Source organism: Desulfosalsimonas sp., assembly GCF_046483245.1.
GTDB lineage: Bacteria > Desulfobacterota > Desulfobacteria > Desulfobacterales > Desulfosalsimonadaceae > Desulfosalsimonas.
In genome coordinates, this window is sequence record NZ_JAWODO010000137.1 from 1 (window position 1) to 20727 (window position 20727).

The following is a 20727-nucleotide window of genomic DNA, read 5'->3' on the forward strand; positions in this document are numbered from 1 at the left end:
GTCAACCGGTTTCTGGAAAAATACGCAGACTCCTTTGAGCAGGTGCGCACCGCATACCGGGACCAGGTTCTGGCCGCGGATTTTTCCATTGAAAAAGCCGAAAAAACCCGGACCGACACCAGGCAGAAAATCGACGCCATGGGCAAGGTCAACCTCGGTGCCATCGAGGCCTATGAATCCCGGAAACAGCGCTATGACTTCCTGGGCGGACACCGCGATGACCTCATGGAGGCCCTGGGGGATCTGGAAAATGTGATCCGAAAAATCAACCGGATCACCCGAAAGCTTTTTCTGGAAACCTTTGAAGCGATCAACCGGCAGTTTTCCGGTCTGTTTCCCAGGCTGTTTAACGGCGGGGCGGCCTGGCTGGAACTCACCGAGCCGGACAAGCCCATGGAAACCGGCGTTGAGCTGATGATCCACCCGCCCGGCAAAAAGGTTACCCGCCTGAGCCTGCTTTCCGGCGGAGAAAAGGCCCTGTCTGCCATTGCCTTTATTTTTTCCATATTTTTTCTCAATCCCGCGGCCTTCTGCCTGCTCGATGAAATCGACGCCCCGCTGGATGACATCAATGTGGAACGTTTCAACGAGCTGCTGAAAATCATCGGTGAAAACACCCAGATCATCATGATATCGCACAACAAAAAGACAATGGAATTCTCGGACATGCTTTTCGGGGTGACCATGGCCGGCAGCGGCGTGTCCCGGGTAATATCAGTAAACGTAGAGCAGGCCCTGCAAATCAGCAAACAAAACACCCAAGGCAACCACAACAAAGGAAGCGATCATGCTGCAGCACTTAACTGATTTCTGCCGGCGCTTTTATGAATCCCTGCAGGCCACGGGCTGGTATAAGGAAATCATTGGCGCCGGGCTTGCCCTTCTGCTTTTGATCCTGCTCATTGACATCATCCGACGCCGCAAAAAAACCGAAAAACTGCAGGCAGCCGAAACCCGGACAGATCCGGCCCAAACCGAAGAAGCCACGTCCGATCACCCGGCGAAGTTCCGTGAAATACCCGAACCAGGGCCCGAGCAAGAGCCCGAACAAGAGATTGAACAACCCGGTACGGCCGGGGCCGAAACACACCCCCCACCGGCCGCCGAACCGGTCGCCCCGGAGCCGGCAAGGCTGATGGACCGGCTTAAAACCGGCCTCGGCAAAACCCGAAAATCCCTTGCCGGCCGGCTGGAGCAGGCCTTTGCCGATAAAAGCGTTCTTGGCCGGCAAAACATGGAGGAAATCGAAGAAGCCCTGATTACCGCTGATGTGGGCATGGACACAACAATGAAACTCATCGGCAAAATCGAGGCCAATGCCGCCCAAATTTCCGGCCCTGACCAACTCCGGGCCTTTTTAAAGCAGGAAATGCGAAAAGTCTTTGAAAACGTGCCACAGCCGGCACCGGCAGCAGAAACACCCCATGTGGTTATGGTGGTGGGTGTCAACGGCGTGGGCAAAACCACCACCATCGGCAAACTGGCCTTTCAATACCGCTGCCAGGGAGCCGGCGTGCTCATCGGTGCGGCTGACACATTCCGGGCCGCGGCTGTGGAACAGCTCACCATCTGGGCCCAAAGGGCAGATGCGGCAATCGTGGCCCACCGGGAAAACGCAGACCCGGCAGCCGTGGCCTTTGACACAGTGGAAGCCGGTATTTCCAGAAATATTGACCGGGTGATCATTGACACCGCCGGCCGGCTGCACACCAAGGTCAACCTCATGGAACAATTGAAAAAAATCAAGCGCAGCATCGGCAAAAAACTGCCCGGCGCCCCCCATGAGGTGCTGCTGGTCCTGGATGCCACCACCGGACAAAACGCCCTGGCCCAGGCAAAAATGTTTCATGAAGGCATCGGGGTTACGGGTTTGATTCTCACCAAGCTCGACGGCACTGCCAGAGGCGGCATCGTGGTGGGCATCTGTGATGCCATGAAGCTTCCGATTCACTACATCGGGGTGGGAGAAGACATGGAAGACCTGCAGCCATTTGATCCCAAAGCCTTTATTGACGCGCTTTTCTAGAAGGACAAATTGCTTTTTCGGCATTGCTCATTCGGGGGCGCGCGCATAGTGGGAAGCTACATTTTTGGCAAAGGGTGCACAGGGATGAAACAAGAATCCGGGCTTTGATGGCTTTCCAAATACACTACAGATAAGGCCTGCCGGATAAACTTTTTTGAAAAAATTTACGAAAACCCCATTTTATGTATTGACAAGTAAAAAAACCTCTTTTAAGTTATCATAAAATCAGGACTTTTTGATAAACCGTAACAAAAGAGGGAGGGAAAGTCATGACAAAAGCAGAACTGGTTGAAAAAATGGCAAAGGATGCGGGCATCTCCAAGGTTGCCGCCACTGCAGCACTCAATTCCTTCATGGACGGCGTGTCCAAGTCATTGAAAAAAAAAGACGGAAAAGTCACTTTGGTGGGATTCGGCACATTCCAAAAAGTCCGGCGCAAGGCCAGAACCGGCAGAAATCCCCAGACCGGTGCGCCCATCAAGATCAAGGCCCGCAACGTGGTCAAGTTCAAACCTGGCAAGCAGCTGCGGGAAACGGTTTAGTTTACGCAGCCACAAATTTTTTTTCAATTTCCGGTCTTAAAAGGGCGGTATCCCTGATTGTGGGAACCGCCTTTTTATATCGCCCTAATGGGTATAACGGATGGTAAAATCCGAATGCTCGCCGGTATAGGATTTTTCCTCCACTTCCACATCTGTCACCGAGGCCGCGGGCGGACCCTGGCGGCACCAATCCAGCATTTTTTCCACCTGATCGGCATCTCCTTCAAACAATGCCTCCACCGTAGCATCGGGCCGGTTCATAACCCAGCCGTTGACCTTGTACTCTTCTGCGGCCCTGGCGGTTTCCATCCTGTAGCAAACCCCCTGAACCTTACCCTTTATCACCGCACGCACCGTCTTTTTTTCTGCCATATTCGCAACCACTCCTTTCCCGGACAATATTGATGGCGCCGTAAAAAGTCCAATATCTGCGTTACGCGCAATTTCTCAGAATTTCACGTACGGCCAAGTACGCTGCATTCTTCGAAATTGCGCAAGCCTTGATCTTGAACTTTTTACAGCGCCATCTGAAATCAGACTTTTTACTGTGCCATCAATATTCCCGTTGTTAAAAAATAATGCATTGCCATCAATGGTTCAACCCCGGGCTACGGCGCCACATCCTGTCGAGATTGCCTGCAAAAGATAGCCGTCAGTTTATCCGGCGTCCGGGATCAATGCCTGAAATCCAGCTTCGTCAAGAATTGTGACACCTAGCTGCCGGGCTTTTTCCAGCTTAGAGCCGGAAGCGTCGCCGGCCACCACAAAATCAGTTTTTCCGCTGACCGAACCCGAAACCCGGCCGCCGGCCGATTCGATTCTTTCTTTGGCCTGATTGCGGGTCATGGCTGACAAGGTGCCGGTGAGCACAAAGGTCTTGCCTTGCAGGGGGCGATCTGCGGTTTTGCCGGCATCCTGCTTTTCAGACACAATCTCAACGCCCAGTTCCCGAAGGCTCCGGATGATCTCAAGATTTTCCTCACGGCTGAAAAACTCGGTGATGCTGGCAGCCGCCACCGGCCCGAGACCGTCAATGCCCTCAAGCTCCCGGCAGTCAGCAGAGGCCAGCGCTTCGATGGTTTCATACCGGCCCGCCAGCAGCCTGGCTCCATATTCGCCCACGTGCCGGATGCCCAGGGCATAGACAAAACGCGAAAAAGCAATCCGCCGGCTTTGGGAGATGGCATCCACCAGATTTTGGGCGGACTTGGGCCCCATGCGATCAAGGGCCTCCAGGGTGTTGACATCCAGGCGGAAAATATCGGCAATGGATCCGATCAGCTGCCGGTCCACAAGCTGATCAATGAGTTTTTTGCCCAACCCGTCAATATCAAAGGCGCCCTTGGCGGCAAAATGCCGGATATTGCCCTTGAGCTGGGCCGGACAGTTTCGGTTGATGCACCGGGTGACAGCCTCGTCTTCGAGCCGTACGGCCCTGGCCCCGCATACAGGGCAAAACTCCGGCATTTCAAATGGTTGTTCCTTTCCGGTGCGCGACGAATCAATCACTTTGACGATTTCCGGGATCACGTCGCCTGCGCGCTGTACCAGGACACGATCCCCTATGCGCACGTCCTTTTTGGCCACCTCGTCTTGGTTGTGAAGGGTGGCCCGGCTCACGATCACCCCGCCGATGCTCACCGGGTCAAGCACGGCCACCGGTGTCAGGGCCCCGGTGCGGCCCACCTGAACGATGATGTCGGCCACCCGGGTCTGTTCCTGCAGGGCGGCAAATTTGATGGCCACGGCCCATCTCGGGCTCCGGGAGGTGGTGCCCAGCTGCTGCTGGAGTGCATAGGAATCCACCTTGACCACCAAGCCGTCGATCTCATAGGGCAAGTCCGCGCGCATGGCGTCAAGCTCATGGAAGAACCCAACAGCCTGTTCTGCATCAAGGCCGCAGCGCACCAATGGATTGACAGGAAACCCCAGTTTTTCAAGAAGTTCCAGGGCTTGGCAGTGGCCGGTCAACTCCGGGCCCTGCACCCGGCCGACGCCGTAGACAAAAATCTTCAGCGGCCGTTTGGCGGTAACCTTTGAATCCAGCTGGCGCAGGGATCCGGCAGAAGCGTTTCTCGGATTGGCAAACAGGGAAAGATCGTTCTCCAGGCGCCACTGATTAAGGGCCTTGAAATCAGCGGTTTCCATGTAGACCTCCCCACGGACTTCCAGCAGGGAAGGCACGGAAACCCCATTTTTCCCCTCCAGGCGCAGCGGAACTTCCGCGATTGTGCGCACATTGGGGGTGATGAGCTCGCCGGTGTAGCCGTCACCGCGGGTGGAAGCGGTTTCCAGAACCCCGCTGCGGTAGACCAGTTCCACAGCCACCCCGTCCACCTTGGGCTCCACTGTGTAGCGCACCGGGGCATCGGTTTTCAGGGCCCTGTGGATCCGCTGGTCAAAGGCCGGGATATCATCTGCGGAAAACCCCTTGTCCAGGCTGAGCATGGGCACAGAATGGGCAATGTTTTCAAATTTTTCCAGGGGGGCGGAACCCACCCGAACGGTGGGGGAATCCGGGGCGGCCAGCTCCGGCCATTTGGATTCGATCTCCAGCAGTTCCTGCATGAGCCGGTCGTAGCGCGCATCTGAAATCTCGGGATCATCGAGTACAAAATACCGGTAATTGTGATGCCGGAGCTGCTCGCGCAGCTGCTGTGCGCGTTTGCGGACGGAATCATCAGGTGTGGGGCCCATCAAATGCCTCGCTTCAGCGGCGTATCAGTCCAGGGGATTGACGTGTTCGGTGAGTTCGTCCTTGACCTCGTCGATAATGTCGTAGATCCACATGAGATCCTCCATGCTCAGGCGGCCGGCCTTGGCCGGGGCCCGGTCGGTGCCGTCCTTTTTTTTCAGTATGCGCGGGCCGATCTGCACCTTGGGCTCGCCTTCGCCGTACTGGTTGATGGAAACAATGAGCCCGGTTTCTTCGTTTTGCCATTTTTTGAGCACTTTGTCCTTTTCCGGATCATATCCTGCCATGCAAATGCCTCCTTACACGTATTGCCGCTACAGGTGAATCAAGCACACCTGCGGTTTTTTTGTTTAAGTGAAACGCTCACAATTGATTGTTTCGTAAAAAGTAAGTTTTTAGATGGCGCCGTAAACAGTTCAGGTGGAAATTTTTGAGAAATCCGCCACCCGGGCAAACAAGTCTGAAATCCGCTGCAGCAGGGCCAGGCGGTTTTTGCGCACTTCCGGGTTTTCGTCCATGACCAGAACCGTATCAAAAAACGCATCCACCCGGGGCTTTAATCCTGCGATCCGGGCAAAGGCCGCGTCCATGTCCTTTTGCGCCAAAAGCCGGGACACGGTTTTTTCCGCCTCCAGCAAAGCCTCATGCAGGGCGGTTTCAGCCGGATCGGCAAACATCTGCGCCCGGATCTCCGAACCGGTTGTATCCGCAGAATCGGCTTTGCGGATAATGTTGACCACCCGCTTAAATGCCACAGCCAGGGATTGGAAATCCGGTTCGGATTTTAGGCGCTGCAGGGCGGCTGCCCGCTGCCACACATCCGTGACCCGGTCTGCGGACACCGATATCACGGCCGCTGCGAGGTCCCTGGCAATATGGGCGTCTTCGAGCAGAAAGGCCATGCGATTTTCCATAAAACCGCAGACATCCGCTGTTTTGGTCTCCAGTTCGGATCCGGCGGCCCCGAGCATTTCCAGGGCGCAGCCAACGACTTCAGACAGGCTGAAATCCAGATCCTGGTCCATGGCGGTCTGGATAATGCCAATAGCCTGACGGCGCAGGGCATAGGGATCCGAGGCCCCGGTGGGCACCAGCCCGAGATAAAAACAGCCGCAAATGGTGTCGATTTTATCGGCAATGGAAAGCACCGCACCGGTCATGGTAGAGGGCAGTTCGCCGCCGGAATATGTGGGCCGGTAATGCTGCTCAATGGCTTCAGCCACCGACTCTGCCTCCCCTGCCCGCCTGGCGTAGATGCGCCCCATGACCCCCTGGAGCTTTGGAAACTCATTGACCACGTGGCTGACCAGATCCGCCTTGCACAAAAATGCCGCCCGGTCCACGTGCGCCAGGCCCTGCGCATCAAGGTTCAGGCATTTGCCAAGCAGAGCGGCAAGCTTGCGGATGCGCCCGGTCTTGTCATAAACCGAGCCCAGCTCCGCCTGAAATATCACGGATTTCAACCGCTCCACCATGTTTTCCGGAGAAGTTTTTAAATCTGCGTGAAAAAAAAACCGGGCGTCTTCCAGACGGGCTCGGAGCACCCGTTCATGGCCTGCTGCCACAACTTGCATATCCCGGGCCACGTTGTTGTTGACCGCAATAAAATGGGGCAGGATTTCATCATTTTCATTGACCACGGCAAAATAGCGCTGGTGCTCCCGCATGGCGGTTACCAGCACCTGTCTGGGCAATTCCAGAAATTTTTCATCAAAATGGCCCAGGACCACTTCCGGATATTCCACCAGATGTGTGTTTTCCTCCACCAGTTCCATATCTTCGACAATCCGGCCACCTGCGGGCTTTACCGCCCGGGCCATGCGCGTTTGCATTTCCGTGCGCCGCTGATCCATATCCACCATCACCCAGGCCCCGGCCAGGGCATCGACATACTGTTCCGGGGATTGAAGGCGGATCTTGCCGGGTTTTAAAAACCTGTGGCCAAAGGTGTGCCGGCCGCTTTTCACGCCGGCAAAGGACACAGACACGGCGCGTTCACCATAGAGCACCACCAGGCTGTGCACGGGCCGGGCAAAGGCTACGCGCAGATCCGCCCACCGCATGGTCTTGGGAAACGGAATGGCCATGATGATTTCCGGCAGTATCTCTTTTAGCACCGCCGGGGTGGACCGTCCGCGCTCGGTTTTGCGCGCGCAGAGATAACGTCCTTTTCCGGTTTCTTTTATCTCGAGTTTGCCAACAGGCACACCGTTTTTTTCAGCAAACTTTTCGGCTGCCACCGTGGGCTTGCCGTTTTCATCAAAGGCCACCCGCTCGGGCGGGCCGGTCAATTCTGACACCACTGTCTGCTGACGGTCGGCGACATCGCAGACGTAAACCGCAAGCCGCCTCGGGGTGCCGTAGACCCGGGCCTGGCCGCAGTCAATCCGCAGCGCCTTTAACCGGTCCACAAGCCGCCGGCAAAAAGCATTGAGGGCAGGCACGATATAACCGGCCGGAATTTCTTCGGTTCCGATTTCAATGAGCAAAGGTTTCATTTTCACACCTGTATGTTTCACTTGCTGGCTTTGAGCATGGGGTATCCAAGGGCTTCGCGCTGCTTTAAATAAACCTCGGCGCACTTTCGGGCCAGGTTCCGGATCCGGGCGATATAGCCGGTTCGTTCGGTAACACTGATGGCCCCCCGGGCTTCGAGTAGGTTAAACGTATGGGAGCATTTCAGGCAGTATTCATAGGCCGGCAAAACCAGGTCCTGCGCGGCGGTGCACTTTGATTCAGTTTCAAACCGGGCAAAACATTTCTGCAGCATCTCCACGTCCGCGATCTCAAAATTATAGGTGGACTGCTCGACTTCCTGCTGGTGGTCAATGTCGCCATAGGTCAGTGAATCATTCCACCGAAGATCATAGACATTGTCCACGCCCTGCAGAAACATGCATATGCGCTCCACACCGTAGGTGATCTCCACGGACACCGGGTGGACCTCGATACTGCCGGCCATCTGGAAATAGGTAAACTGGGTGATTTCCATGCCGTCGAGCCACACCTCCCAGCCCAGGCCCGAAGCCCCCAGGGTGGGCGATTCCCAGTCATCCTCCACAAACCGAATGTCATGTTCCATGGCATCGATGCCCAGGGCTTTTAAGCTCTGGAGAAACATATCCTGGACATTGGCCGGCGAGGGCTTGAGAAGGACCTGGAACTGATAATAATGCTGGAGCCGGTAGGGATTGTCCCCGTAACGGCCGTCAGTGGGCCGGCGCGACGGCTGGGCATAGGCCACGTTCCAGGGCTCCGGCCCCAGGGCCCGAAGCAGGGTGGCCGGATGAAAGGTGCCCGCACCCACCTCCATGTCATAGGGCTGAACCAGCACGCAGCCCTTGCGGGCCCAAAAGCGCTGCAATGTCAGTATCACGTCTTGAAAATTCATCTTTGATTTCCCACTTGCCTGTGATTTGTTGCCTGTGATTTGTTTCAGGTATTGCTATTTTAAATCCGGCAGATCTCAGACCGGATGTGCCAGTCAAACAAACCCGCCGGAAGAACTTCAGGATTCCGGCCGGAGACCTTCTGCAGCCACAGGGGCCTCCAAAATGGCCCCGCCCGGGCGGCCGGACACAATTGTCTCCCATCGGGGCCTAAGCGAGGCAATGGCACCTGCCGGACCCAGCGCCCACAGACATCCCCCGCCGCCGGCGCCGGCAAACCGGGCCCCGCAGTTTTGTTCTGCCGCAGCATCAATTAGCGCTGCACCCACCTCATCGACCACATGAGAGGTGATCCTGCGCCGCAGTTCTGTCTCGCGGTTCATCCATCCGGCCGCGGCAGCCATGTCCCCGTCGGCAAAGGCTTCCACAAACTCTTGGGTGGCTGCTGCGATCTGCTGCCACCGGGGCCGGTCATATCCGTCAAGAAACCGCCGGATCCAGGTGCCGTTGATGTCTTTGGATTCATGGGGCACCCCGCAGTAGGTCACCAGAAGATTGGCGTTTATTTTTCCTGCGTTTTCAGGCGGTATCAATACCTGCCGCCGCCACCCCGGCCGTCCCTTGTCAAGGGTCCAGTGCCAGGCATTGACCCCGCCGTATGCGGCAGCCAGTTGATCCTGCATGCCGCAGGGCACCCCGGCAAGGCCCTGCTCGATGCCGTGGGCCAGCAGGACTGTTGCTGAGCGGTCCGGATCAGGTTTTTCCATGCCGGCCCGGAGTCGGGACAATGCCGCCACCAGGGCCACAGCCGCAACAGAAGAGCCGCCAAGGGCACTTCTGGGCGGAGAGGCCGAGTCAATATCAATATGAATCCCGTCCATGCGAAAAAATGCGGCAATGGCAAAAACCAGCCCCAGCGGGTGAGAGAAAGGCGCCTTGTCCGGGGAAAATTCCGCTGTTTCAAACCCCCTGGAGCTCACCCGGATTCTGCCAGGCTCGGCAGCGCTGACCTGAACTCTTGTGCGCAGGTCCAGGGCGATGTTGAAGGTGCACGGTTGCAGGTGTGCCAATGGATAATACAGGCTGCTGATATCCAGGGTGCCGCCCAGGTCCACACGGCATGGCGCCGATACCGTCACCAGGGCTGATTTGCAATTTCCGGATGCATCTGTTGTCATGTGTCTTTGCTGTTTTGCCTGGTATGCGTCACTGCCTGCGCATCTGCTGCAGCACCCGTAAACTGCGCGGCACCCGCCCCAGATGATAGGGCACAAAAGCTTCCATTGCCAAAAGCCCTTCTTTGACCGCGGACCCGGTCAGGCGCAGCCGCTGGACCATGCGGATTTCGTTTTCCTGGATCCATGCCAACTGCTTAACCGTTCCAGGAGAGATCCGAAGCCGGCCCCGGCCACTATATGCCGCACATCCATTGCATACAATGCCGCCCTTTTCAAGATCAAAAAAAACTGAAGATCCCATCCGGTCCAAGGGTGTTTGGCAGGCCACGCACCCGTCCATCCGGGGCGCCAGGCCGGCCAGGGTCAAAAACCGGACCTGAAAAATAATGCTCATTTCCGCCGGGGCCGCAAGGTTTCTGTCCAGGCCCCGCAAAGCGTAGTACAGCAGGCGGTAAATCTTTGCCTGGGGCCGGTATTCCTCCAGCCATCCGCACAACAGCTCTGCCCAGTAGCTTGCATACAGGGTTTTGAGCACATCGTCTCTGATAGCGGGAAACGGAGTCTGCATGGCCGCTTCCTGCAAAACGGGCAGGCCCCCGCGCCTGGGACTGCGGCAGACCAGCTCCAGCACGGTAAAAGGCTCCAGAAGCCCGGAAAAACGCTTTCTGCTCTTTTTGGCGTTTTTGGCAATCACGGGAATCCGGCCTTTTTCCCGGGAAAAAAACGTGATGATCAGGTCATGGTCGCCGTGATCTATGCGCCGAAGCAAAATCGCCGGAGTGGAAAATCCGGACATGTTTCATATTCCGAGCAGAAACGTGGCCAGCTGAAAATAGAAAAACACGCTGACAATATCAATGGCAGAGGTCACAAACGGTCCCGTGGCCACGGCCGGATCCACGTTGATTCTGGCAAAAAGCATGGGCAGAAGCGAGCCGATTAAGGCGGCAACCGACATGGAAGACAAAACCCCCATGGACACCGCCAAACTAAAGCCGACCACGCTGTACTGGAACTGTGCCAGGGCCGCCAGCAGACAACCGTATACAACGCCAAGAATCACGCCCACGGCCAGTTCCTTGGACACCACCCGCCACAGGTCCTGGATATGGATCCGCCCTGTGGCAAGGCCGCGCACCACGATAGTGGAGGACTGAATGCCGACGTTTCCGCCCATTCCCATGATCACCGGGATAAAAGCCGCCAGATAGGAAATTTCCTGGAGGCTGGCCTCGAAATGACCGATCACGAAAATGGCGATCACCCCGCCCACACAGCTGGCAAACAGCCAGGGCAGCCGGATGCGGGTACTGCGGAACACGGACTTGGTTTCAACAAATTCCTCGCCCACACCGGCCATTTTTAAGATATCCTCTGTGGCCTCCTCCCGGAAAATATCAATGACGTCATCCACGGTCACCAGGCCCACCATGCGGTGCTCTTCATCGACCACCGGCACAGCCAGAAAATTATACCGGGCAACGATCTTGGCCACTTCCTCCTGGTCCATGTCCGTTGTCACGGAAATCACATCCTTGGACATGAAGTTTTTCAAAGGGGTGTCAGGCTGGACAAGCACCAGCTGGCGCAGGGAACACACACCTGTGAGATGCTGATCATCATCGATGACATAGATGTAAAACGGCATCTCAATGTCTTTGTATTCCTTGCTCTGGAGGGTGGAGACCACCTCGCCTGCGGTCATGTCCTCGGGCAGAGCGATGAAATCCGGGATCATGATCCCGCCGGCGGTATCATCGGGATACATCAGCAGGTTTTCAACGTCCTCATCGCCCTTTTTGCGGATATGGGCCAGCACGTCATCGGCCTGCTCGCTGGGCAGCAGCTTGATAAACGCGGCCGCATCATCTGAGGGCATCCGGTCGAGAATTTCAATGATATCGGAAACACTGACACCCTCGATTACCGACAATACAATGTCTTCGTCAAGCTCGCTTAAAATCTTTCCCTGCTGCTCGCGGTCCTCGATCAAAGAAAACAGCTGCCGCTGATGGGAGGCAGACAAAGAGGAGAACACCATGGACAGGTCTGCTGCATGGATCCGGCTGATGATCTTTTTTAACCGCGCATGGGCCCCCCGGCGCAGCAGCCGTTTGACGGTTTCGATCAATATGTGGTTTCGCTCACTGGCCATTATCTGTTTCCGTTGGATTGCGGCAGACTGATGCTCACGGATCGGCCTGGTTCGGAGTTGAAATTCACAATCCGGCCGTTAAAACGCAGCCGAACTCCTGCGGCGTTGCTGATCAGCAGCTGAAAACCGCTCCTGGCGGCCAGTTCCACGTGATCATTGGGATCCAGCCGGTATTTGGTATAAGGTTGATCATCAATGCGAACATTTAATGTGACTTCGTCAATCGCATCAATATCCAGCCGCTGGAGCCCTGACCGACTTTTTTCAAGACCGGCGCTGTTTTCTGTCATACCGGCTTTGTCATCTGCCAACCCTGACGGCTGCGGTTGGCTTTGTTCCGCAGGTGCCGGCTGGCTCTTCTGCTGCCGGGACGGAGCCGAAACCGTACCGGATTCCATCCGCGAAAAAGCATACAAGGACAGCACCATAATCACGCCCAGTACGGCCAGGGCGATCATGCTCCGGGAAAAGGCCTTGTTCCCGGCGGCCAGGACCTCGTTTTCCCTGCGGAGAGCATCCTCATAGGCTTGGCGGTGAAGCTTGTAACGCTCGATGATGTCCTCGGCGTCCACGCCGATTTCCCGGGCGTAAGCCCGCAACATACCCTTTGTATACACTTCTCCGGGCAGGCGTTGATGATCCTCGGCCTCGATGTACCGAAGCTGTCGGACAGACACGCAAATGGCGTCGGCCACGGCTTCCGGGGCAATACCCTGTTTTTCCCGGATGGTTTTTAAGTATCGGCCAAAGGATACAGCATCGGCCCCCGACCTGTTTTCCATGTATGCACGGGTTGCCAAAGTAATTTATCCGAAAGCATGCCCAGGTTGACAATACAGGCCCCTTGAATCACCGAAAAATACGGATATGGGCATTTTTCCGCAAGGACTCAAGCCAGGCCCTGTATTTTTCATCAACCTGCTCGTTGTAAAGCTTTTCTTCAATTTCCGCAGCAACCGATTCCTGGGGTTCAGACGGGGGATCAATAATTTTTTCCACATAAAATATCTGAATTCCCTGTCGGGTTTCCACCCCGTCGGAAACCTCTCCCTCGTTTAAACCACCGATCACGGACCGAAGATCCCGGGCCAGATCATCAATTGCAAATTCCCCAAGCTCCCCGCCCTCATCAGCGTTGGGCCCCCGGGAATATTTTTCCGCCAGTGTTCCAAAAGAAACGCCTTCATCGAGTTGCTCCCGAATTTTCTTGATGCGCCGGCGGATTTCAGGATCATCGCTGTCCTTGTCCGTACCGGCCAACAGGATATTTCGAATTTTGTATCGGGGCTTGCCGCCGTATTTTTCCGGGTTTTCTTTATAATAGCGCTGAATGTCTTCGTCGGTGATGACAATGCTGGATTTGACCTTGCGATTGACCAGGCGGCTTCGAAGAATCTGGCGCCGAAGTTCGCTGCGATACTGCTCCATGCTTATTCCCTGCATTTCCAATGCCTGTCGCAGCTGCTCATCGGTATAACGATTTCGCTGTTTTACCTGCTCAATGGCCGCATCCACCTCTGGTTCCCCCACCTGGATTCCGGCCTGCTCGATCTGCTGATCCGCCAGGGTCTCGTTAATTAGTTCATCGATTAACTGCATGCGCGCCTCGTAGAGCTGCTCGCGCATCTGCTCTTCAGATAGGCTTCTGGAAGCCAGCTGCTGCCGAACCGGTTCCAACTGGCGCTCAACTTCCCTGAGCCGGATGATATCATCGTTGACCACGGCGACAACGCGGTCCACCACCTCGGGCCGGGCGCCCGCAAAAGGCACCAACGTCAGCAAAACAGCCGCAACCGCAAAAAGCGCCCAAAAACATTTCATCCGCAACAACCCCCTTTTGATACAAGAAAATTTTTAATTATTAACATATGTTGCAATTTCTATCAAGATTTTTTTGGCCTGATTCATCAGGCTGTTGATGCGGGTTTTGCCCATGGGCACGCACAGGACATGATCCGGGGTGAATCGGTAGCGCCCGGGGTCTGACTGGATGAGATCCATCAGACCATGGGGGTTTTTCTGATGCATCCCGGAAAAGCTCAATGACATGGTTTCCCATGTCAGATCCAGACGCCTGACACCGGCCCGGACAGCCAGGATCCGCAGCATGATCTTAAGCAGCAGGTGAAGCGCCTCTGCAGGCGGTTTGCCGTAGCGATCCGTTAGCTCCTCCCGGAAATCAGCCACCTCCTTTAAATCGGTCATCCGGGCCAGGCGTCGGTAAGCCGCCAGCCGTTGATCAATATCGGCAATATAGGATTCCGGGATAAACACGGATACCGGGATATTGATTTCCGGCTCCAGGGATTCGGTGACCGCCTCACCCTTGAGCCGGCCCACGGCCTCTTCCATGAGCTTTAAAAACATGTCATATCCCACCGCGGCAATGTGTCCGGACTGGGAAACCCCCAGGGCCGCGCCTCCGCCCCGGATCTTTAGATCATTTAGCGCGATCTGAAACCCGGCTCCCAGATCACTGTGCTCCATGACCACCTTGAGCCGCTTTTGGGCATCCCGGGACAGGGCTGCCTCCCTGGGCACGATCATGTAGGCATAGGCCTGGGTGTCAGCCCGCCCCACCCGGCCCCGCAGCTGGTAGAGCTGGGCCAGGCCCATGCGGTCGGCCCGGTTGATGATCATTGTATTGGCGTTGGGGATATCCAGGCCCGATTCCACAATGGTGGTGGAAACCAGCATGTCAATGTCCTTGTTGATAAACCGATACATGACCCGTTCAAGCGCATCTTCGCCAAGCCGCCCGTGTGCCACGCCCATCCGGACCTCGGGCACCATTTCCGAAAGCCGCCTGGCCATGTTGTCAATGGTGCTGATATTGTTGTGCACGAAAAAGATCTGCCCGCCCCTGGCCAGTTCACTGCGGATGGCTTCAGCAATGACCGCGGCGTCAAATTCGCTGATATAGGAAATAATGGGATGGCGCAGCTCCGGTGGGGTGGTGATCACACTGATATCGCGGACCCCGAGCATGGACATATGCAGGGTACGCGGAATGGGGGTTGCGGTCATGGACAGCACGTCCACGGAGGTACGCATCTTTTTGAGCTTTTCCTTGTGGCGTACCCCAAAGCGCTGCTCTTCGTCAATGATAATCAGACCCAGGTCCTTGAAAGCCATGTCTTTTTGCAAAAGCCGGTGGGTGCCGATAACAACATCGACCCTGCCCTGTTTAAGCCCCTCGATGATCTGTGTCTGCTGTTTTCGGGTGCGGAACCGGTTTAAGCTTTCCACGGAAACCGGGTAGCGCTCAAAACGCTCGGAAAACGTCCGGAAATGCTGTTCCGCCAACAAAGTTGTAGGCACCAGCACGGCCACCTGCTTTCCGTCATTGACCGCCTTGAATGCCGCCCGCAGGGCCACCTCGGTCTTGCCGTAGCCCACGTCCCCGCAAATCAGCCGGTCCATGGGAACATCGGATTCCATATCACCGATCACATCCGAGATCGCCTTTAGCTGATCCTCGGTTTCCTCATAGGGAAAGCCTGCTTCAAAGTCCTTATAATAGGAATCCGCCACCCCAAAGGCATATCCCTGCTGAACCTTTCGCCTGGCGTAGAGATCCAGCAGGTCCCCGGCGATTTTCTCCACGGATTTTTTGGCCTTGCTTTTCACCCTGGCCCAGGATGTGCCCCCTAGCTTGTCCACCACGGGCACAACATCGTCAACCCCCATGTATTTCTGAACAATATCCATGCGGTCAACCGGCACAAACAGCTTGTCGCCCCCCCGGTATTCAAGCACCAGAAAATCATTGGTCACCCCCTCCACGGTGATCTTCTCCAGGCCCTGATACCGGCCGATGCCATGATCCATGTGCACCACCAGATCCCCGGCGTTGAGATCGGCAAAATCCAAAAATGCCGACTGCACAGTCTGCCGGGCGTCCTTTCGGCTTCGGGGCCGGACCCGGGTGCCGAAGATCTGCCGGTCCGTGACCAGGGCAAGGCGCTGATCATGCCAGACAAATCCCGAGGAAAGCCGGCCAATGCAGATGCCCGGCGTGGAGGAAAAGGCGGGCATTTCCGAGAAATCGGACAAAATCTCCGGCTGGATCTCATAGGCCTCGATCAGATCCAGCAGTCGGCGCGCCTGGGATTTGCTGCGGCAGACCATCACAGTGGTATAGCCGGCGCTGCAATGCTGATTGATCCAGTCGGAAAGGGGCTTTAGGATCTGCTCCTCCCGGCGGTGTCCGCCAAGGGAGCCCTCCAGATCGGAAAGGTCGTCCACGGACAGGTCAATGGAATCGGCATCCGGGGTGCGGGCTTTGGCCGGAGAATAAATATCAATTTCCCGGAACAAAATCTGCTGATGCTTTTCCAGGCATGCCTTTGCCTCATCCCAGTCCTGGTAAATCTGTTCCGGGGACACGCACATCCGCTGATCCTGGCATGCGGAATCATAATTGCGACCGGCCAGGTCCTGCTTGTCAACCGCGGCTTTTTCAATAGCGCCGGTATCTGCGGCAACCACCAGGGCATTGGCGAGCATATAATCAAACACCGTGTCCAGTTCCCCGTAAATCAGGGGCAGCAGGCTTTCCACACCGGCAAAAATGCCTTCCTCCCGGATCCGCTCGATAAATTCGGTTTCCGCCGATTTTGGCAAACCGGCGTCCTGTCGCTGGCTGCGAGTGCGATCAATGATGTCATGGAGCTGATGTTTGTGCAGCACCGCTTCTCTGGCCGGCAGGATAACGGCCTCGGACAGGGATTGAAGCTTTCGCTGGCTGGATGCGGAAAACAAGCGGATGGACTCCACCGTATCGCCGAAAAGCTCAACGCGCAGGGGATTTTCATACATGGGCGAGAAAACATCCACAATGTCGCCGCGGACACTGTAGTCACCCGGCTCCTCCACCATGGCCGCATGGGTGTAGCCCCCGGAATTGAGCTTTTCCACCAGGCCGTCGCGGCCGGTTTCCTCGTTGACCATGAGCAGATCCGCGTAATCCGCCAGTTCCTGCCTGGGAATAATCCGCTGGAGAAGGGTTTCCACCGGTGCCACCACAAGACTCGCATCCCTGTGTCCCGTGGCCAGTTGATACAGGATGCGGATCCTGCGGGCGGCAATTTCATTGTGATAAGACACCCGTTTAAAGGGCAGGATATTATACGGTGGAAAAACACAGGGCTCAGGGCTGCCGGGCCCCGCAAAAAAATTCAGATCCTGGGCAAAATTTTCCGCTTCCACCATGCTGGCCGTCACCACAAACACCGGCCGCCTGGTGTGCCTTGCCAGACGCGAAACCAGATATGCCCCCTGCCCCCCGGAGGCGCCGGTGCAGGTAAAGGTCCTGGTTCCGGCTGTCAGACGCTGGCCGATATCTTCAATGATGCTGGTTTGCTGCGCCCGCAGGGCGCTGATGGTTGTTTTTGACATTTTTTCCTTTTATGAATAAAGGTTCATACTTGACTGAATTTATATGTCCGTGGTAATAAACAATCTGTTTTGCCGACGTAGCTCAGCAGGTAGAGCAGCGCACTCGTAATGCGCAGGCCAGCGGTTCGACTCCGCTCGTCGGCTCCATATCAGACAGGGTTTCAGTTGGTTTCTGCTGAAACCTTTTTTATTTGCCGTGCAACTGACTTTGGATAACTAACATCACAAGCAGCTGCCGGGCAAACCGAATTTTGCAATATAAAAACTTGCCGGAAAAAAATCAATTCCAACCACAGACTTTTTACCCGGCTCCGGGCATTTGGTAATTTCCGTATGAGCCCGTAAAATGGATAAAACCCGGCGACAGTAAAGCAAAAATCGCTATAACCTCTTGACATATTATTTATATCGGTTTATTTAGAATAAAAACATGATCATTTCATGCTTGAAATTCATTTGAGAATCATTTATCAACAGCCAATTACCCAAATAATCCGCAGCATCCGAAATCATACAGAAAAACAGGCCGGTTATGCAGTACCCAGATTTAAAACCAAATGATGCAAAATCAGATGACCTGGAATTAAAAGAGGAGATTCAGGCCATTTCCGGCCGGATCAACCGTATTCTAAAAGAAATAAAACAGCATTACTGCCTTAACGAATCCGATGCACAACCCGAGACAGCAGATCCGGCAGCCGCTGAAACAACCGTTTGTCACCCCCACCCAACGCCAGACCAGGAGGCATAATGGCACTGACCAAAAATAAAATTGTCGAGCGGGTCAATGACCTGGGCTTTACCAAAAAAAAATCCGTGGATATCGTGGAATCTTTGCTTGAAATCATCAAACGGAGCCTGGAAAAAGATGAGGATGTACTGGTATCGGGCTTCGGAAAATTCTGCATCAAGCGAAAGGAAAGACGCCGGGGCCGCAATCCGGCAACCGGCGAGGATCTTTTGCTCAATCCCCGGAAGGTCGTAACCTTCAAGTGCTCGGGAAAGCTTCGGGAGAGAATTAATAAGGGGCGCTAACCCTGCAGTTCAACCGTCAATTTTTCTCCTCATTTTCTCCTCAGCCTCGCTTTTTCCAGCCAGGGCCCTGATGATCCCATCAGGGCCCTGGCTGATTATTTGCCGCATAAATCTCAGACCCGCGTTACTCGATCCCATAAGTCTTCATTTTGCTAAGCAGAGACGGATGACTGATTTCCAGCAATCGCGCGGCCCTTGTTCGGTTTCCGCCTGTTTCAGCAAGGGCCTTTTGAATCAGTATCTGCTCCAGCGCCTGTCGGCCGGATTTCAAGGAAAATCCGGCTGCAATAGCATCCAGGCCGCTGTTTTTGTTTTCCTGCCAGCAAAGCCCGGCAAACAAATCCTCGTCCAGTTCCGGGTCTTCGGCCAGGACAACCGCACGCTCGATCACATTTTCAAGCTCGCGCACATTGCCGGGCCAGGAATGCTGCATCAGCAATGACATGGCCCTGGCTGAAATACCGGTGATATTTTTTTCAAACCTGGCCTGGTAGCGCTCAATGAAAAACTGCACCAGCGATGCGATGTCTTCGCTCCGCTCCACCAGGGGCGGCAAATGGATGGGCATTACATTGAGACGGTAAAACAGATCCTCCCGGAAATTGCCCTGCTCTGCCTGTTCTGCCAGATCCTTGGAAGTGGCGGCAACAATCCGGGTGTCAACGGTTTTTGAACGGGTGGTGCCCACGGGGCGGATCTGGCTGTCCTGCAGCACCCGCAGCAGTTTCACCTGCAGGGACATGGGAAGATCCCCGATTTCATCAAGAAACAGGGTCCCGCCGGAAGCCGCCTCGAACAAGCCCCTGTAATCCCGGTCCGCTCCTGTAAAAGCGCCCTTTTTATGTCCAAACAACTCGCTTTCAAGCAGGTTTTCCGGGATCCCGGCGCAATTGACCGGAATAAATGCTTTACCGGCCCGCTTGCCGGCTGTGTGAATCCCCCTGGCCATCAGTTCCTTGCCGGTTCCGCTTTGGCCGGTGATCAACACCGTGATGTCATAGTGGGCCACCCGCTGGCCAAGCTCGAACACGGCCTGCATGCTCCGGCTTTCGGCAATCATCTCTCCGAACTGCCGGGGCTGCGCAATGCGTTCAAGGCGGGATTTAAGTGCGCTATTTTCCCTTTTCAGGCTTTCCCGCTCCTCAGCTTTTTTGAGGGCCAGCAGAATTTCATCGGGCTTAAACGGCTTTGAGATATAATCGTACGCCCCTTTTTTCATGGCTTCGACAGCAGTATCAATGGTGCCATAGGCTGACATCATGATCACGCTGGTTTCAGCAAGTCTGGAGCCGGCCGCCTCCAGAAAGGCCATACCGTCCATGCGCGGCATCCGGATATCACAGAAAATGTAATCATACGTGCCGGTTTCCAGAAGCTCGAGCGCAGCCCGGCCGTCTGCGGACGTATCCACGCAGTATCCGGCATCACCGAGCAATGCGCTTAACATGTGGCGCATGTTGGCTTCGTCGTCCACGACAAGGATTCTTATATGGTCACAATTTCCATGGGCAAAGTTCATTGCTGCCATCCATTTTCACCTTTGTCCTTATTTTCCGCACGGCCTTGGCTTTCACCGGCGTCCGCAGCCAGCGGAAGCCGCAGCACCATTGCCGTTGCCCCGGGTGCGGGGCTGGCCACTGCCATGTCGCCGCCCGTCTGCTGGATGATCATATAACTCACCGACAAACCGAGCCCGGTGCCCTTGCCCGGCTCCTTGGTGGTAAAAAACGGATCAAAGACCTGCTCAATATGCTGCGGATCAATGCCTGCGCCGTTGTCCCGGATCTTTAATTCAATAAACCCGGCAGCCGGATCATGGGCCCTTCGAAGCCGGGTATCAAAAATGCCGCGGGTACTCAGACAGATCTCTCCGGCCCGGGCATTGCCTGACTGCCGGATCGAATCAGCCGCATTGATCATGAGATTGACCAGAACCTGGTGCAGCTGGTCGGCATCCGCATTTATCCGGCTGTTTTCCGCATCCAGGCAGTACTGAAAATCAATGTTTGAAAACAAAGGCTGACAGGCAAGCATACCCCCGACCTCATGGATCAGATCGTGAAAGTCGAGCAAATCCGGTTTATTCCCGCATTTTCTTGAAAAATCAAGAAGTTGCCCGATAATGGTATGTACCCGCTGAATTTCCGATTCGGCCCGCTGAATATAATCCATGCCGCTTTGATCCTCCGGTGCAACACAGCGGGACTTGAGCAGCCCCAGATATCCGAGCACAATGCCGATGGGATTGCCGATTTCATGGGCCAGGCCAGCGGAAAGACGACCGATGGAAGCCAGTTTTTCCGCACG

Annotated in this window: 17 protein-coding genes, 1 tRNA gene and 1 pseudogene; 6 read left to right on the forward strand and 13 right to left on the reverse strand. The window is 55.4% G+C overall.

Going from position 1 to position 20727, the window contains the following annotated elements:
- From R6U41_RS11725 to R6U41_RS11735, 3 genes and pseudogenes are all read left to right on the forward strand, one after another.
- Nucleotides 1-807 (forward strand): annotated as a pseudogene (locus R6U41_RS11725) (hypothetical protein); the annotation flags it as partial.
- Nucleotides 788-2026 (forward strand): signal recognition particle-docking protein FtsY, encoded by a 1239-nt coding sequence (gene ftsY / locus R6U41_RS11730; RefSeq protein WP_410270023.1) that lies wholly within the window; start codon nucleotides 788-790, stop codon nucleotides 2024-2026. The pseudogene R6U41_RS11725 and the gene ftsY, both read left to right, overlap by 20 nt.
- A 269-nt stretch (nucleotides 2027-2295) precedes the next feature.
- The gene (locus R6U41_RS11735) at nucleotides 2296-2568 is read left to right on the forward strand and encodes an HU family DNA-binding protein (RefSeq protein WP_181551311.1); all 273 of its coding nucleotides are present in this window, start codon (nucleotides 2296-2298) and stop codon (nucleotides 2566-2568) included.
- 84 nt (nucleotides 2569-2652) lie between these two features.
- Here the strand turns inward: R6U41_RS11735 and R6U41_RS11740 are convergent, their stop codons facing one another.
- From R6U41_RS11740 to mfd, 11 genes are all read right to left on the reverse strand, one after another.
- Nucleotides 2653-2940 carry an acylphosphatase gene (locus R6U41_RS11740; protein WP_410270024.1) on the reverse strand — a complete coding sequence of 96 codons (288 nt, stop codon included), beginning with the start codon at nucleotides 2938-2940 and terminating at the stop codon, nucleotides 2653-2655.
- A gap of 285 nt (nucleotides 2941-3225) precedes the next feature.
- Nucleotides 3226-5265, reverse strand: coding sequence for an NAD-dependent DNA ligase LigA (gene ligA / locus R6U41_RS11745; protein WP_410270025.1), 2040 nt, complete (start codon nucleotides 5263-5265; stop codon nucleotides 3226-3228).
- Nucleotides 5266-5289: 24 nt separating this feature from the next.
- The gene (locus tag R6U41_RS11750) at nucleotides 5290-5550 is read right to left on the reverse strand and encodes a hypothetical protein (RefSeq protein ID WP_410270026.1); all 261 of its coding nucleotides are present in this window, start codon (nucleotides 5548-5550) and stop codon (nucleotides 5290-5292) included.
- Nucleotides 5551-5679: 129 nt separating this feature from the next.
- Nucleotides 5680-7761 carry a glycine--tRNA ligase subunit beta gene (gene glyS, locus R6U41_RS11755; RefSeq protein WP_410270027.1) on the reverse strand — a complete coding sequence of 694 codons (2082 nt, stop codon included), beginning with the start codon at nucleotides 7759-7761 and terminating at the stop codon, nucleotides 5680-5682.
- A 17-nt stretch (nucleotides 7762-7778) separates the two neighbouring features.
- On the reverse strand, nucleotides 7779-8654 hold the full coding sequence (gene glyQ / locus R6U41_RS11760) for a glycine--tRNA ligase subunit alpha (protein ID WP_410270028.1): 876 nt from the start codon (nucleotides 8652-8654) through the stop codon (nucleotides 7779-7781).
- A 117-nt stretch (nucleotides 8655-8771) separates the two neighbouring features.
- Nucleotides 8772-9830: a galactokinase gene (locus R6U41_RS11765; protein ID WP_410270029.1), complete on the reverse strand. Its 1059-nt coding sequence runs from the start codon at nucleotides 9828-9830 to the stop codon at nucleotides 8772-8774.
- A gap of 28 nt (nucleotides 9831-9858) precedes the next feature.
- Nucleotides 9859-10626: a DNA repair protein RecO gene (recO, locus tag R6U41_RS11770; RefSeq protein ID WP_410270030.1), complete on the reverse strand. Its 768-nt coding sequence runs from the start codon at nucleotides 10624-10626 to the stop codon at nucleotides 9859-9861.
- Between the two features lie 3 nt (nucleotides 10627-10629).
- Nucleotides 10630-11985 (reverse strand): magnesium transporter, encoded by a 1356-nt coding sequence (gene mgtE, locus R6U41_RS11775; protein ID WP_410270031.1) that lies wholly within the window; start codon nucleotides 11983-11985, stop codon nucleotides 10630-10632.
- Nucleotides 11985-12785: a RodZ domain-containing protein gene (locus tag R6U41_RS11780; RefSeq protein ID WP_410270032.1), complete on the reverse strand. Its 801-nt coding sequence runs from the start codon at nucleotides 12783-12785 to the stop codon at nucleotides 11985-11987. The genes mgtE and R6U41_RS11780 overlap by 1 nt, the downstream gene beginning before the upstream one ends.
- 49 nt (nucleotides 12786-12834) lie before the next feature.
- Nucleotides 12835-13806 (reverse strand): SurA N-terminal domain-containing protein, encoded by a 972-nt coding sequence (locus R6U41_RS11785; protein ID WP_410270033.1) that lies wholly within the window; start codon nucleotides 13804-13806, stop codon nucleotides 12835-12837.
- Between the two features lie 33 nt (nucleotides 13807-13839).
- Nucleotides 13840-17385 carry a transcription-repair coupling factor gene (gene mfd, locus R6U41_RS11790; protein ID WP_410270034.1) on the reverse strand — a complete coding sequence of 1182 codons (3546 nt, stop codon included), beginning with the start codon at nucleotides 17383-17385 and terminating at the stop codon, nucleotides 13840-13842.
- A 71-nt stretch (nucleotides 17386-17456) separates the two neighbouring features.
- On the opposite strand from mfd, the gene R6U41_RS11795 reads away from it, so the two are divergent.
- The 3 genes from R6U41_RS11795 to R6U41_RS11805 all read left to right on the forward strand — a co-directional run bounded on the left by R6U41_RS11795 (nucleotide 17457) and on the right by R6U41_RS11805 (nucleotide 18420).
- Nucleotides 17457-17532, forward strand: a tRNA-Thr gene (locus R6U41_RS11795).
- Between the two features lie 385 nt (nucleotides 17533-17917).
- Entirely contained in the window at nucleotides 17918-18136 is a 219-nt protein-coding gene (locus tag R6U41_RS11800; RefSeq protein WP_410270035.1) for a hypothetical protein, read from the forward strand.
- Complete coding sequence (locus tag R6U41_RS11805) at nucleotides 18136-18420, forward strand: integration host factor subunit alpha (protein ID WP_410270036.1); 285 nt, start codon at nucleotides 18136-18138, stop codon at nucleotides 18418-18420. The genes R6U41_RS11800 and R6U41_RS11805 overlap by 1 nt, the downstream gene beginning before the upstream one ends.
- A 124-nt stretch (nucleotides 18421-18544) precedes the next feature.
- On the opposite strand, the gene R6U41_RS11810 is transcribed toward R6U41_RS11805, so the two are convergent.
- The gene (locus tag R6U41_RS11810) at nucleotides 18545-19948 is read right to left on the reverse strand and encodes a sigma-54-dependent transcriptional regulator (protein ID WP_410270037.1); all 1404 of its coding nucleotides are present in this window, start codon (nucleotides 19946-19948) and stop codon (nucleotides 18545-18547) included.
- Nucleotides 19936-20727: sensor histidine kinase (locus R6U41_RS11815; RefSeq protein WP_410270038.1), on the reverse strand; the 792-nt coding region annotated here is incomplete at its 5' end. The genes R6U41_RS11815 and R6U41_RS11810, both read right to left, overlap by 13 nt.

Coding starts and splice junctions, on each gene's coding strand:
- ftsY (WP_410270023.1), top strand. CDS start 788: ATGCTGCAGCACTTAACTGATTTCTGCCGGCGCTTTTATGAATCCCTG.
- R6U41_RS11735 (WP_181551311.1), top strand. CDS start 2,296: ATGACAAAAGCAGAACTGGTTGAAAAAATGGCAAAGGATGCGGGCATC.
- R6U41_RS11740 (WP_410270024.1), bottom strand. CDS start 2,940: ATGGCAGAAAAAAAGACGGTGCGTGCGGTGATAAAGGGTAAGGTTCAG.
- ligA (WP_410270025.1), bottom strand. CDS start 5,265: ATGGGCCCCACACCTGATGATTCCGTCCGCAAACGCGCACAGCAGCTG.
- R6U41_RS11750 (WP_410270026.1), bottom strand. CDS start 5,550: ATGGCAGGATATGATCCGGAAAAGGACAAAGTGCTCAAAAAATGGCAA.
- glyS (WP_410270027.1), bottom strand. CDS start 7,761: ATGAAACCTTTGCTCATTGAAATCGGAACCGAAGAAATTCCGGCCGGT.
- glyQ (WP_410270028.1), bottom strand. CDS start 8,654: ATGAATTTTCAAGACGTGATACTGACATTGCAGCGCTTTTGGGCCCGC.
- R6U41_RS11765 (WP_410270029.1), bottom strand. CDS start 9,830: ATGACAACAGATGCATCCGGAAATTGCAAATCAGCCCTGGTGACGGTA.
- recO (WP_410270030.1), bottom strand. CDS start 10,626: ATGTCCGGATTTTCCACTCCGGCGATTTTGCTTCGGCGCATAGATCAC.
- mgtE (WP_410270031.1), bottom strand. CDS start 11,985: ATGGCCAGTGAGCGAAACCACATATTGATCGAAACCGTCAAACGGCTG.
- R6U41_RS11785 (WP_410270033.1), bottom strand. CDS start 13,806: ATGAAATGTTTTTGGGCGCTTTTTGCGGTTGCGGCTGTTTTGCTGACG.
- mfd (WP_410270034.1), bottom strand. CDS start 17,385: ATGTCAAAAACAACCATCAGCGCCCTGCGGGCGCAGCAAACCAGCATC.
- R6U41_RS11800 (WP_410270035.1), top strand. CDS start 17,918: ATGCAGTACCCAGATTTAAAACCAAATGATGCAAAATCAGATGACCTG.
- R6U41_RS11805 (WP_410270036.1), top strand. CDS start 18,136: ATGGCACTGACCAAAAATAAAATTGTCGAGCGGGTCAATGACCTGGGC.
- R6U41_RS11810 (WP_410270037.1), bottom strand. CDS start 19,948: ATGGCAGCAATGAACTTTGCCCATGGAAATTGTGACCATATAAGAATC.